The sequence below is a fragment of the Mesosutterella porci genome, from assembly GCF_022134585.1.
Classification (GTDB): domain Bacteria; phylum Pseudomonadota; class Gammaproteobacteria; order Burkholderiales; family Burkholderiaceae_F; genus Mesosutterella; species Mesosutterella porci.
In genome coordinates, this window is sequence record NZ_JAKNCT010000005.1 from 87,272 (window position 1) to 99,939 (window position 12,668).

Genomic DNA, 12,668 nt, shown 5'->3' on the forward strand with positions numbered 1-12,668 from the left:
CAACTGTTCGGCACCGGTCCCCTTAGAGGCGCGCCGGAAAGGGTCTTTGTCATGCTTGCACTGAAACTCACCGCAAAGGACACCGTGGCCACCGCGCTCGATGACGCGAAGCCCGGCGACCGCGTAGAGCTGCTGCTTCACGGGGAGGATCGCCGCGAGGCGGTGACCGCCCAGGAGCCGATTCCCTTTGGATTCAAGGTCTGCGCCACGCCCATGAAGAAGGGCGACCTGGTGATCAAATACGGGCTGCCCATCGGGCGCGCGACGCGCGACATCCGAGTGGGCGAGCTCGTCCACGTGCACAACATTGAAGGCTGCCGCGGCCGCGGGGACTTGGAGGAAAAGAAATGAGCGAAAAGACTTTTCTCGGCTACATGAGGCCCGACGGCCATGCAGGCGCCCGCAACTGCGTGCTCATCATGCCCGTCGTGCGCTCGCTCAACTTCATTGCCTCCAATGTCGCCCGGATGACGCGCATGACGCGCCACTTCGAGATCCCGGCCGAGACCGGGCGCCCTGAGAAGGACCGCGAGACGATTGCCCGCACGATGATCGGCCTCATGCACAATCCGAACGTGGGCGGCGTGCTGCTGCTCGCGATCAAGCCGGCCGCCTCCTCGGCCTACAAGAACATGGGCATCGAGCGCTTCATCGCCGAGGCGGAGAAGACCGGCCGCCCCTGGCGTGTCGTCTATCTCACCGAAAGCGGCGGCAGCTACGGGCTGCTGGGCGAGGCGCTGCGAGCCGCCCGCGAACTCATCGTCACCGTTTCGGGAGCGCGCCGCACCCCCTGCCCGCTGTCCTCGCTCACCCTGGCGGTGAAGTGCGGGACCTCGGACGCCACCTCGGGTATCGCCGGCAACCCCTGCGTCGGAGCGGCCTTCGACCGCGTGGTGAACGCGGGCGGCACGGCCTTCTTCTCCGAGACCACCGAGATCATCGGCGCCGAAAACCTCGTGGCGGCCCGGGCCGCGACTCCAGAGGTGAGCCGCAAGATTCTCGCCGCGGCTAAGCGCTGGGAGGACAAGGCGCTCTCGACCGGCGAGGACATCCGCGAAATCAACCCCATCCCCGCCAACATCGCGGCCGGCATCTCGACCCTTGAGGAAAAGTCGCTCGGGGCGATCGCAAAGAGCGGCCACGCCCGGATCGAGGACGTGTTGCAGTACGCGCAGCGCCCCGCGGGCCACGGCCTGTACTTCATCGACGCGTGGATGTCATCGCTGTCGCTGCCGCTTTGCTTCGCGGCAAGCGGCGCCGCAATCGTGCTCTACCAGATGGGAGGCGGCGCCATGCCCAACCACCCGATGATGCCCGCCATCAACCCGACGGTGGTCTCGCCCTTCCTCTACGTGACGGGGAACAAGAACGCCTACGCCCGCTCGCCGGACAACTTCGACTTCAACTCCTCGCCGATCATGGCGGGCGAGATCTCGATCGCCGACGAGGGTGAGAAGCTCCTCGACCACCTGCTGGAGATCGGCTCCGGGACGCTCACGCGCATGGAAACTCTCAACTACGCCGAGCAGCTCGAGGTCTTCATGGAGGGGCCCGTGCTCTAGAGAGGCCCTGGCGGGAGCCTCGCCCGCGGGGAGTAAAGAAACGCAACTTTCCCGCGGAGGCGGAGGCTTTCCGCGGCGCCGCGGAATAAAATAAGCGGCGCCGCGTTTTCTCATTCCACCCGATACTGGCGACCCGGGTCTTGACGCTTTCAGCCTATGGATCATCTGAAAAAAATCTGGCTTACGGCGGCGGGAGCCTGCGCAGCGCTTTTTACCACGATAGCGCTCGCCCAGGATCCCATCACGGAGTTCCTGCTGCATTCCAACACGGCCACGGCCCGGGTGCCGCCCGCGCCGCGCGCCTCGAGCGCCGCACAGGCCGCTACGGCCTCCGCCGCCTCGGGCGACGACAGCCTGGTGCTCGAGCCTGAGTTCGACGGCAGGGAAAAAACCTCGGAAGACGTCGCCCGGCGCTTCCAGGAGGTGAAGGGCCTCATGGACCGGGTCTGCAGCCAGCCCTCCAACCAGCCCTATTTCGCGAAGACCCCGTGCATCGCCACGTCGCTCTCCGACAGCCAGGCCTCCGACACGTCCAAGGCGACCGCGCAGGAGGTTCAGGCCGCCCGGCGCGTGTTCCGGCAGATTGACGCCATCAACGAGAAAACGAGGAAAATCATGATCGCAAGCGGCCAGGACGCGCACGAGGACGCGGTTCGCAGCTCTCAGACCCGGCTCGACCCCAAGGTGAAGGAAAACCAGGACGCGCTGCTCACAGGGCGGCGCAGCTGGGGCGAATACAACCGGGCGCGGCTCGAGCTCACGCGCAGAATCCGCTGAAAGCCGCGCCGCGCGGATCCCGCCCGCGGCGCGCAGCCTCTTTTGATTTTTGAACAAAGGCGTTTTTATGGACACCCTTAACCGTTTCTTCGGCATCAACGCGGCCGGCTCCACAGTGAAGCGCGAGATTCTCGCGGGCCTCACGACCTTCATCACGATGTGCTACCTCCTCGCGGTGGTGCCGGGCATGCTCACGCACACGGGCCTTTCCTTCGGAGACGCCTTCGTTTCGACGGTCTGGATCACCGTGATCGCGACGCTCGTCATGGGGCTGTGGGCCAACTTCCCGGTCGCCGTCGCCCCGGGGCTCGGGATCAGCGCCTTTTTCTCCTTCATGGTCTGCGGGCCGATGGGCTACAGCTGGCAGACGGGATTTGCCGCGGTCCTCGTCTCAGGCGTCATTTTCGCCATCCTCACCTTCACCAAAATCCGCCAGCTCATCATCAACTCGGTGCCCGCCGCCATGAAGGCGGCCATTCCGGCCGGCATCGGGCTTTTCATCGCCTTCATCGGGATGAAGAACTGCGGCCTTATCGTCTCCGACCCCTCGACCTTCGTCGCGCTGGGAAAAATGACCAGCCCGCCGGTGTACCTCACGCTGCTGTGCGTGATCCTGATCGGGGTGCTGATCGCCAAGAACGTCACCGGGGCGATGATTCTCGGCATGGCCGCCGTCACTGCGCTGGGCTTTCTGACCGGAGCCTCGCCCGCCCCCGACCTCGCAAAGGGCTTTTCCGAGCCCCTGCATTTCTTCCCCTCGACCACTTTCCTGCAGCTCGACTTCAGCGGACTCATGCAGCACAGCATGATCACGGTACTCTTCACGCTGTGCTTCGTGGACCTCTTTGACAACCTGGGCACGCTGATCGGAGTGTGCTCCAAGGCGGGCTACATCCAGAAAGACGGCACCATCCACGGCATCGACCGCGCCCTGATGGCCGACTCCGTCGGGACGATCTGCTCGGGGCTGCTCGGCTGCACCACTGCGACGACCTACCTCGAGAGCGTCTCGGGCGTTTCGGCGGGCGGCCGCACGGGGCTCACGGCGCTCACGGTCGCGGTTCTTTTCGCGCTGTCACTGTTTCTCGCCCCGGTGCTCGCTCTCGTGCCCGTCTACGCCACCTCGGCCGCCCTCATCATCGTAGGGGCGATGATGCTGGGGACGCTGAAGAGTGTGCGCTGGGACGACTTCACGGATGCGCTTCCCGCCTTCCTCACCGTGATCACCATGCCGCTCACCTTCAACATCGCCACGGGCCTGGGCATCGGGTTCATCTCGTTTTTCCTGCTCAAGCTGCTGAGCGGCCGCAGGGCCGAAGTGAACGTGACGCTGGGCGTGCTCGCGGCGCTGTTCGTGGTGAGCTTCGCGCTGCGCTGAGAAAAAGCGCCCGATCGCCGCAGGGGGAGCCCTTTCCTTTTTCTTGAAGGCTCTCCCTTCTTTTTTCTCCCGGCTCCGCTGCGGCGAACTTAAAATACCTGCTTTCCCTCTACTTTTCCCCGTCACAGCGCAGTCCCATGATTTCACGCCGGAAACTGCTTCAGATCGCGATGGCCTCGCCGCTGGCCTCAGGCGGCGCCCTGGCCCACGCCCTGCCGCGGTCCTTTTCACTCGCTTTCTGCGGCGACATCATGATGGGCTCCACGTTCCCGGGCGAGGCGCTGCCCGAGCACGACGGGCAGAAGCTCTTCGTCGACGCCGCGCCGGTCCTGCGCGCGGCCGACCTCGCCTTCGGGAACCTCGAGGGGACACTGCTCGAGGGCGGAGAAACGCAGAAGGTCCCCTCGCCCACGACCTACGCCTTCCGCACGCCCGTGCGCTACGCGAGGTACCTGAAGGAGGCCGGGTTCGACTTTCTGTCGCTGGCGAACAACCACGCGGGCGACTTCGGCGAGGAAGGCATGAACTCGACGCAGCGGTGCCTTCGCGAGCAGGGGATCGCCTTCGCAGGCATCCGGGGCCGCTGCGAATACGCCCTGATTGAAAGAGGCGGAGTGCGCTTCGGCGTGGCGGCCTTCGGACACAACTCCTATACGCTCAGGCACGGCGACGAGGCCGAGGTCCGCCGGATCCTGGCCGCGCTGCGGCGCCGCTCCGACCTCATCGTCGTCTCCTTTCACGGGGGAGCGGAAGGCCGCAACCGGGCCCGCCTGCCCTACGGCGAAGAGATCTTTCTCAACGAGAAGCGCGGCAGCCTGAGGCATTTCGCCCATCTGTGCGTCGACCTCGGGGCCGATGCCGTCTTCGGCCACGGCCCCCACGTCCCGAGGGCGGTCGAAGTCTACAAGGATCGCTTCATCGCCTACAGCCTCGGCAACTTCTGCACCCCCTACATGGTGAGCCTCAAGGGCATCAGCGGACTCGCCCCCGTGATCGAAATCCAGATGAGCAGCAGCGGCCGCTTCCTTTCGGGACAGATTTACTCGTTCCGCCAGATCCGCGGCACGGGCCCGAGGCTGGACCCAGGGCGCGAGGCTGCGAAGCTCATCAAAACCCTCTCCGAGGAGGACATCAGCCCGCGCTTTTTCACAATCGACGAATCGGGCAGGATCCTGCCCGCCGTAGCAGCGGCTTCGGCGCCTGCGCAGACGTCCGCGGCCGAACCCTCCGGCGGGCCCTCCGGGCAGGGCGCGGAATCCGAGGATCCCAGGATCGGCGAGGACATCCTGATCGAAGAGCCGGCGCCTGAAGCTGCTCCCTGAGGCGAAAGCTCTCCGCGCGGGGAAGATCCCGCCCCGGATCCTTTCGGCTAAAGCAGTTAAGCCGCACGAATAAGGGTTACTACCTAATTTTAAAGAACTAAGAAGCGGTGTCCGTAGACTGTTTTTTATAGGTTCATAAACGACAGCGGCCTTCAGCCCGGCCGAAGAGTCGTTTTGAGGAGTTATTTTTTCCGGCCGGGGCCGGTGTGAGAACGCCCGGACCGAAGGAGGAACGCCGTGAGCAACAGAACGCTCGGCTGGTACGCCGCCATTGAGCGTCCGTTCGACCAGCCCTGGGATCTGGAGCACCCGGTGCTCGATCCCATCGTCCCCTGGATCACCCACAGCCTGCACCCGAAGCTCTACGGCCTCATTGAAAAATTGGGACGCCCAGGGCCCTGAAGGCCGACGAGCCCCTGATCCAGCCCGGCGAACCCGTGAATCAGGTGATCGTCGTCGCAAAAGGGGTGACCGGCCGCGAAGTGGGGCAGATTTCGGGCGCCATCGCAATCTCGCCGCCGCGCCACATCGCCGACAGCTCGGTTGAGAACTTCTACTGGCTGCGCGACAAGATCGACGTCAAGTTCCAGGCGGTCACCTACCACGGCGGCCACTCCGTGAAGCGCTCCCACGCGGTGACGAGCCACCGCGGCGACGGCTTCAACGGCTTCATCCTGCCGATGCTCGCCAAGTGCAAGGAATACGGCATCCCGGTGCGCCTGCGCACCTATGTCGAAGAAATCATTGAAGACGACCAGGGCCGCGTGGTCGGCGTCAAGGTCCGCGAGAAGTACCGCTTCCCCAGGGCGAACTCCGGCCCCGTGAAATACATCCGCTCTCTCAAGGGCGTGCTGCTCGCCTCCGGCGGCTTCGCGCAGAATGTAACGATGCGCATGAGCCATGACCCCCGGCTCACCTCCGCCTTTACCTCCACCAACTACCCGGGCGCCACGGGCGAAATGATTCAGGAAGCCCAGTTACTCGGAGCCAACACCGTCCAGATGGACTGGATTCAGCTCGGCCCCTGGACCAGCCCGGACGAGAGCGGCCTCGGACTGTGCCCCCTCATCACCGAATCCTCAGTGGGCTACGGCCCAATGGTCGACCCGGCCACGGCCAGGCGCTTTGTGCAGGAAACCGACAACCGCAAGGTTCGCGCGGACGCCATTGTGGCGATCGGGCATCCGGTCATCATGTTCACCAACGAAAAGAACGTCATGAACCAAGTGGTGAACCACAACATGACTCCCGCCATGTTTGAGAAAGTTCAGGCCTCCGGCGTCGTTCATAAATTCAACACGCTCAAGGAACTCGCCGCTTTCTACAAGATCGACTATGACGCCCTGATGAAGGAAACCAACAAATTCAGCTCCTACATGAAGGCGATGAAGGATCCGGAGTTCAACTGCAAGTTCTTCAAGGACGGCGTCCCGATCGAGGAAGGCAAGGGCCCGTTATACGGCTGGAGGCTCTGGCCGCGCGTCCACCACTGCATGGGCGGCCTCGAGATCAACAACAAGGCGCAGGTGCTCGACGCCCGCCACAACGTGATCCCGGGCCTCTATGCCGCGGGCGAGGCGACCGGCGGCGTGCACGGCATGGTGCGCCTCGGCACCGTCGCAGTGGCCGACTGCATCATCTTCGGTCGCACGGCCGCCCGCTCCGCGAAGGCCTATCAGGACTGACCCCCTGCCGAGCCCAGGCGCGAAGGAGCGGCTCCCTCTCCGGCCGCTCCTTCGCAGCCCGGCTTCGCACCGGGCTTACGCTTTCATGGAGAGCGCCTCTTCCAAACAAAGACACAGCACAGAGTCAGCGAATCAGGGACTTTGGTTGTAGGGAATAACACTAATTCATATGTTCAACTGGTTTGGATGCTGTAATCTGGGATTTGGTCTTAAAGATAAAAAAGAAGCTATCCGCTTCAAAAAAAACAAACTTTTCCATCAAGGAGATGGACCCATGAAGTTCTCAGCAAACCTCGCCATAGCCTCCATACTCTTGGCCTTTGCCGCTTCAAGCGCCTTTGCCGCTGGCGGCAATTTCGGCGCCGACAAGCACATCAAGGCCGGGCTCAAGTGTGAATCCTGCCACGGGCCGGACAAAAAGATTGAAACTCCTGAAAAGGAGCAGTGCATCAAGTGCCACGATCCGAAGAAGCTCGCGGAAAAAACCAAGAACGTGAAGCCCACCAATCCGCATGATTCTCCGCACTACCATCAGGACCTCGAGTGCACGCTGTGCCACCTGCAGCATGAAAAGCCCGAGATTTACTGCAACCAGTGCCACAAGTTTGATTTCAAGATGCCCTGAGAGCAACGCTCTTGAGCCGCACGAATTTGTGCAGAGGCGCCCCGTATACGGGGCGCCTTTCTTGTCTGCGCAAAGACAGTTCCAGAAAAGACGGCCGTCACAAACTAAAAGCCAATTCGGCGCTCCAGCGGTGGGAAAATAATTTCAAGACGGAGAAATGCTTCAAGGGAAGAATGCCTTCTGCGCGGCATACGGAAGGAAAAGGGAGGCCATCATGATGAGAACGGCGGCATGCGCCTTGCTGCTTGCGGCATCGGTCTTTTTATCCTCTGCCCTGGCGGTCTGCTTTGACCCGCAGCCGATCGGGTGGGACACCGTCGATGGGGATTACAGGAAATTCGGCGAACTGCGCTTTCCCTGCGGCGACTTGTCCGAGTCAATCGTCAAGGGCTCGAAGCTGACGACCACGAAACTCGACGGCGCCGTATCGATAGAAATTACAAATCTGGAATTCACCTGGAGCCAGGGCGTGAAGGCGGGGGTCATCATCCCGGCGAAAAAGAACCTGAAGTTCTCGAAGCAGTGCGAGCCGAAAATCTCGGTGGACATATCAAGAGGAGGCGGCAGCACAAACCCAGGCTTCGGAGAAGAGTATCCCTGCGGAGCCTACACAACGATGGCAGCCTACAGGAAGGCTCTGAGGAACGCCCCTCCGAAGGAAGACCCGGTGCCGGGCTCCGAAGGGTTCGAATACACCAGGCCCGACAGTTCCGGGCGGATGACGCTCCGGGACCGCGCGACTGGAGCCGAGTACAGCTGCAGGGACGGCTACTGCAGCCGGTAGCCTCCGACGGCGGCATCACCGCCCTCTCCTGAAGCCGCACGCTTAAAGCAGGGCCCCGCCGCAACGGGGCCCTTTGGCCGATACCGACCCCGGAAGAAAGTCTGAGGAGGTCAGGATCCCTTGAAGCTGAAGACCCGCACGGGCTGCTCCTCAGGGTCCGGCTCCGGCAGCGGCTGGACGGGGCGCCCCGCCATCTGCTCGCGGGCCACCGACATGAAAAGTTTCACGCGGTTGCTCACGTTCGCCTCTGAGTTTCCCGCCTCGAAGTCGATCGCCATCAGGTTGGACTCCGGGTGCTTCTCGCGGATCGCCTTGATCACGCCCTTGCCTGTGACGTGGTTGGGCAGACAGCCGAACGGCTGCAGGCACAGCACGTTGGTGACGCCGTTCGTGATGAACTCCAGCATCTCGGCGGTGAGCAGCCAGCCCTCGCCCGCCTGCTCACCGAGCGACACGAGCCCGTGCACCGACTGCTGCAGGCGCTGGAAATCCGAAACAGGGAAATAAGGCGTGCCCCTGAGGGCCTCGCGCATGGCGTTTCGCGCGGAATCGAGCCGGTTCAAGAAGAAGCGGCTCGTGATCGCCTTGATGAAGGGACCGTTTAAGAACCGGTGCTGCAGCACGTTGTCCGACAGGCAGTAGAGGAAGAAGTCGGCCATGTCTGTGAGCACCGGCTCGCCCCCCTCCTTCATGATGGTGTCGGTCAGGTGCCGGTTCGCATCGGGGTGGTACTTGAGCAGGATCTCGCCCACGATGCCCACGCGCGGCTTCACGATGTCGTCGGTCGGGACGCTCGCGAACTCGCGCACCATGTTGATCATGGCGGGCCTGAAATCCGTGAAGTTGTTGTGGAAGGCGATCTCGCGGGAGCGCCGGGTCCACTTCGCGAGCATCTCGTCGGCGTCGCCCGGGCAGAGCTCGTGCGAACGGGTCGCGAAATAAAGCCTCTGGAGCATGTCGCCCAGCAGGAGCCCGAGCACCATCCGCCGCATGGCAAGCGGCGAGAGCGAAAAGCCCGGCTGCTCGTTGAAGTTTCCGCCCGAAAGGGACACGATCGGAGTGTTCTTGAAGCCCTCCTCGGCCAGTGCCCTCTGCAGCAGCGCGATGTAGTTGGTCGCGCGGCACGGGCCGCAGGTCTGCGCGAGCATCAGTGCGGTGTTGTCCGGGTCGTATTTTCCACTCTTGATGGCGTGGACGAGCTGCCCGATCGAGACGATCGCCGGGTAGCAGGCGTCGTTGTTCACGAGCGTGAGGCCCGTCTCGATCGCGGCCATCGACACCGTGGGGAGAAGCTTCACGCGGTAGCCGCTGCCCAGCAGCGCGGCCTCGATGATCGGGAAGTGAATCGGCGACATCTGGGGCGCGAGAATCGTGCGGGTCTTCCTCATGGAGCGCAGGAACACGGGCGGCGTCCAGTCGGGGCCGCTCTTTTCTTCAGGCGCGGGCTCGATGCCCTTGTCCTCCGCCTCCTTCTTCTCGGCGACGGCGGCAAGCAGCGAGGCGATTCGAATCTTCGCGGGCCCGAGCGAATCCCCCTCGTCGATCTTGAGCAGCGTATGCAGCTTCCCCGCCTTGGCAAGGATCTGCGCAATCTGGTCGGAGGTGATGGCGTCGATCCCGCAGCCGAAGTTGGTGAGCTGCACGAGCTCCACCCCCGGCTCCTGCGCAGCCAGGGTCGCCACGCGGTACATACGGGCGTGGAAGGCCCACTGGTTGATCACTCGGAGCTTGTCGGGCTCGGGGGCGAGATGTGCGATCGAGTCCTCGGAGAGCACCGTGACGCCGAGCGACGCGATGTAATCCGGTAAGCCGTGGTTGATGTAAGGATCGGCGTGGTAGGGGCGCCCGGCTATGAGAATCACGACGCGGCCCTTCGCCTGGGCCTCGGAGAGCATGTGCTCGCCCTCGCACTGCAGCTGGTGCTGCCAGCTCTCCATCGCTTTTTCAGCCGCCTTGACGGCCGCCGCAATTTCGCGCTCAGGGATCTCGGGGAAATTCTCGCGTATCACGCGCGCAACCACCTTCCCGTCGGAGAGCAGCACGAAAGGCGTCAGGATGACGGGCTTTTTGCCCTCGGGGAAGTCGGCGTTAAGGCGCGCGACCTCCGGGTATCCCGCCACCACCGGGCAGGCGAAGGTGTTGTCCGACTCCTTGAATTCCTTTCTCTCGCGGGGCACGCACGGGAACCAGATGCGGGTGACGCCGTGCGAGGCCAGCCAGTTGATGTGCCCGTGGGCAAGCTTGGCCGGGAAGCACACGGACTGCGAGGGCATCGAAGTGAGCCCCGAGTCGAAGATGGACTTGCTCGACTCCGGCGAGAGCACCACACGGAAGCCCAGCTTCGTGAAAAGAGTGAACCAGTACGGGTAGTGCTCGTAGATGTTCAGCGCCCGCGGAATGCCGATCACGCCGCGCGGGGCCTTGTCTTCGGGAAGCGGCTCGCCCTGGAAGAGATGCGCGAGCTTCCAGGCGTAGATGTTGTTGCCCACGTCGCGCTTCTTGCCCGCGCCGCCTTTCGCTCCGAAGTCGCAGCGGTTGCCGGAAATGAACTTCCGCCCGTTGGAGAACCTGTTCATTGTGAGCAGGCAGCGGTTGTTGCACCCCTTGCAATGGAAGGAGCGCGTGATGACATCGAGCGTTTCGAGGGCTTCGGCCGAAAGCGTGGGCGCAGGCAGCGAGTTGCGCTCGGTCTTTTCCCGGGCAATCAGCGCGCAGCCGAAGGCCCCCATGAGCCCCGCGATGTCGGGTCTGAGCACCGTGCGGCCGAGCAGCAGCTCGAGCACCCGCAGCAGCGCGTCATTGATGAAGCTGCCGCCCTGGACCACCACGTGGTCCCCGAGCTCTTCGACCGAGCGCAGCCTCAGCACTTTATAGAGGGCGTTGCGGATCACGGAGTAGCAGAGTCCGGCCGCGATGTCGCCGATGTCCGCACCTTCCTTCTGAGCCTGCTTCACGCGTGAGTTCATGAACACCGTGCAGCGGGTCCCCAGATCGGCGGGATGCCGGGCGAAAAGCGCCTTCTTCACAAACTGGTCGAGCGTGAGCCCGAGGCTGCGGGCGAACGTCTGTATGAACGCCCCGCAGCCCGAGGAGCAGGCCTCGTTCAGCTTGACCTGCTCGATGATCCCGTGGTGCGTCTTCAGGCACTTCATGTCCTGGCCGCCGATGTCGATCACGTAGGTCGCTTCGGGGTCAAGGAAGGAGGCCGCCTTCAGGTGCGCGATCGTCTCTACTTCGAAAAGCGGGGTCCCCAGCACGGCGGCCGCGAGCTCCGCTCCGTATCCGGTCGTGCAGATCCCGCGGATCCGGGCGCCTTCGGGAATGCCGTGCAGGAGCTCCACGACCTTCGGGACCAGCGTCTTCAGGACATCGCCCGAGTTCGTGCCGTACCAGGAGGCGGCGATGCGGTTATCGGAGTCGAGCACCACGGCCTTCACCGTGGTCGAGCCGAGGTCCAGGCCCATCCAGAGGTCGCCCTTTGCGGAGGCAAGCTCCGAGGTCGGCGTCCTGCGGCTGTTGTGGGCGGCCTTGAAGGCTTCGTATTCCGCCTCATCCTTAAAGAGAGGCTGGAGCATGTTCGAGCCCCGGGCCGTCGGCTGGTAGGCGCGCAGGCGGCGCAGCCACTCGGCAAGCGGCAGCTCCTCCGAGCTCTGCTCTTTCGTGCGGTTCGGTTCAAGGCCGGTGAGCGCCGCGCCTTCGGCAACCACGTACTGCCCCTGCTCGCAGTCGACGACAAATTCGGGCGCGAGCTTGAGCGTCTTGATGAAGCACTTCTTCAATTCCGTGAGGAAGTGCAGCGGTCCGCCGAGGAAGGCGACATGACCGCGGATCGGCCGGCCGCAGGCGAGGCCTCCGATGGTCTGGTCGACCACGGCCTGGAGAATGGAAACGGCGATGTCCTCGCGCTTCGCTCCCGCATTGAGCAGCGGCACGACGTCGGTCTTCGCGAACACGCCGCAGCGCGAGGCAATCGGATAGGTGATGGTCGCGCCGGCCGCGAGGCTGTTCAGGCCGGAGGCGTCGGTGTTGAGCAGCGCCGCCATCTGGTCGATGAACGCGCCGGTGCCGCCGGCGCAGACCTCGTTCATGCGCAGCTCCATGCCGTCGGTGAGATAGAGGATCTTGGCGTCCTCGCCCCCCAGCTCGATCGCCACGTCGGTTTCCGGCGCGAACCGGCGCAGGGCCGTGCTGGTGGAAATCACCTCCTGCACGAAGCCCGCCCCGATGCCCAGGGAAACATCCAGGGCGGCCGACCCGGTCATGGTGAGCCGGAAAACATCCGTGGGGTGCGATTCTAGGATCTTCTCGAGCAGCGCCGCCGCGGTTTCGCGCACTGCGGCGCCGTGGCGCCGGTATTCGCTCCCCACCATCCTGCCCTCGGCGTCAAGGAGCGCGTATTTCGCAGTTGTGGACCCAAGATCGAGGCCCAGGCTATACATCGTCACAACATCGTCTCCGGAAGCTGTTCGGGAAACTCCCCCGAAGTAAGCGGCCTGGATGGCGCACCAGCATCTAAAAGTTCAATTCGTTCATTC

General features: G+C 63.7%; 10 protein-coding genes. 9 read left to right on the plus strand and 1 reads right to left on the minus strand.

Annotated features, from left to right (window positions below):
• The first annotated feature begins 51 nt into the window (after positions 1–51).
• The 9 genes from MAF45_RS05120 to MAF45_RS05160 all read left to right on the plus strand — a co-directional run bounded on the left by MAF45_RS05120 (position 52) and on the right by MAF45_RS05160 (position 8,133).
• Positions 52–351, plus strand: coding sequence for a UxaA family hydrolase (locus MAF45_RS05120; protein WP_237978481.1), 300 nt, complete (start codon positions 52–54; stop codon positions 349–351).
• Positions 348–1,562 carry a UxaA family hydrolase gene (locus MAF45_RS05125; protein WP_237978482.1) on the plus strand — a complete coding sequence of 405 codons (1,215 nt, stop codon included), beginning with the start codon at positions 348–350 and terminating at the stop codon, positions 1,560–1,562. Before MAF45_RS05120 ends, MAF45_RS05125 begins: the two co-directional genes overlap by 4 nt.
• Positions 1,563–1,718: 156 nt before the next feature.
• Positions 1,719–2,339: a hypothetical protein gene (locus tag MAF45_RS05130; protein ID WP_237978483.1), complete on the plus strand. Its 621-nt coding sequence runs from the start codon at positions 1,719–1,721 to the stop codon at positions 2,337–2,339.
• Positions 2,340–2,406: 67 nt separating this feature from the next.
• Positions 2,407–3,717 carry an NCS2 family permease gene (locus MAF45_RS05135; protein WP_237978484.1) on the plus strand — a complete coding sequence of 437 codons (1,311 nt, stop codon included), beginning with the start codon at positions 2,407–2,409 and terminating at the stop codon, positions 3,715–3,717.
• 137 nt (positions 3,718–3,854) lie between these two features.
• Positions 3,855–5,039, plus strand: a complete 1,185-nt coding sequence (locus tag MAF45_RS05140; RefSeq protein ID WP_237978485.1) for a CapA family protein — start codon at positions 3,855–3,857, stop codon at positions 5,037–5,039.
• A gap of 237 nt (positions 5,040–5,276) precedes the next feature.
• Positions 5,277–5,441 carry a hypothetical protein gene (locus MAF45_RS05145; protein ID WP_237978486.1) on the plus strand — a complete coding sequence of 55 codons (165 nt, stop codon included), beginning with the start codon at positions 5,277–5,279 and terminating at the stop codon, positions 5,439–5,441.
• A 35-nt stretch (positions 5,442–5,476) separates the two neighbouring features.
• Positions 5,477–6,724: a flavocytochrome c gene (locus MAF45_RS05150; protein WP_237978487.1), complete on the plus strand. Its 1,248-nt coding sequence runs from the start codon at positions 5,477–5,479 to the stop codon at positions 6,722–6,724.
• 274 nt (positions 6,725–6,998) lie between these two features.
• Positions 6,999–7,349, plus strand: coding sequence for a cytochrome c3 family protein (locus MAF45_RS05155; RefSeq protein ID WP_237978488.1), 351 nt, complete (start codon positions 6,999–7,001; stop codon positions 7,347–7,349).
• 214 nt (positions 7,350–7,563) lie between these two features.
• Positions 7,564–8,133 carry a hypothetical protein gene (locus tag MAF45_RS05160; RefSeq protein ID WP_237978489.1) on the plus strand — a complete coding sequence of 190 codons (570 nt, stop codon included), beginning with the start codon at positions 7,564–7,566 and terminating at the stop codon, positions 8,131–8,133.
• A gap of 110 nt (positions 8,134–8,243) precedes the next feature.
• On the opposite strand, the gene MAF45_RS05165 is transcribed toward MAF45_RS05160, so the two are convergent.
• Positions 8,244–12,572: an acyl-CoA dehydratase activase-related protein gene (locus MAF45_RS05165; RefSeq protein WP_237978552.1), complete on the minus strand. Its 4,329-nt coding sequence runs from the start codon at positions 12,570–12,572 to the stop codon at positions 8,244–8,246.
• Positions 12,573–12,668: the final 96 nt, after the last annotated feature.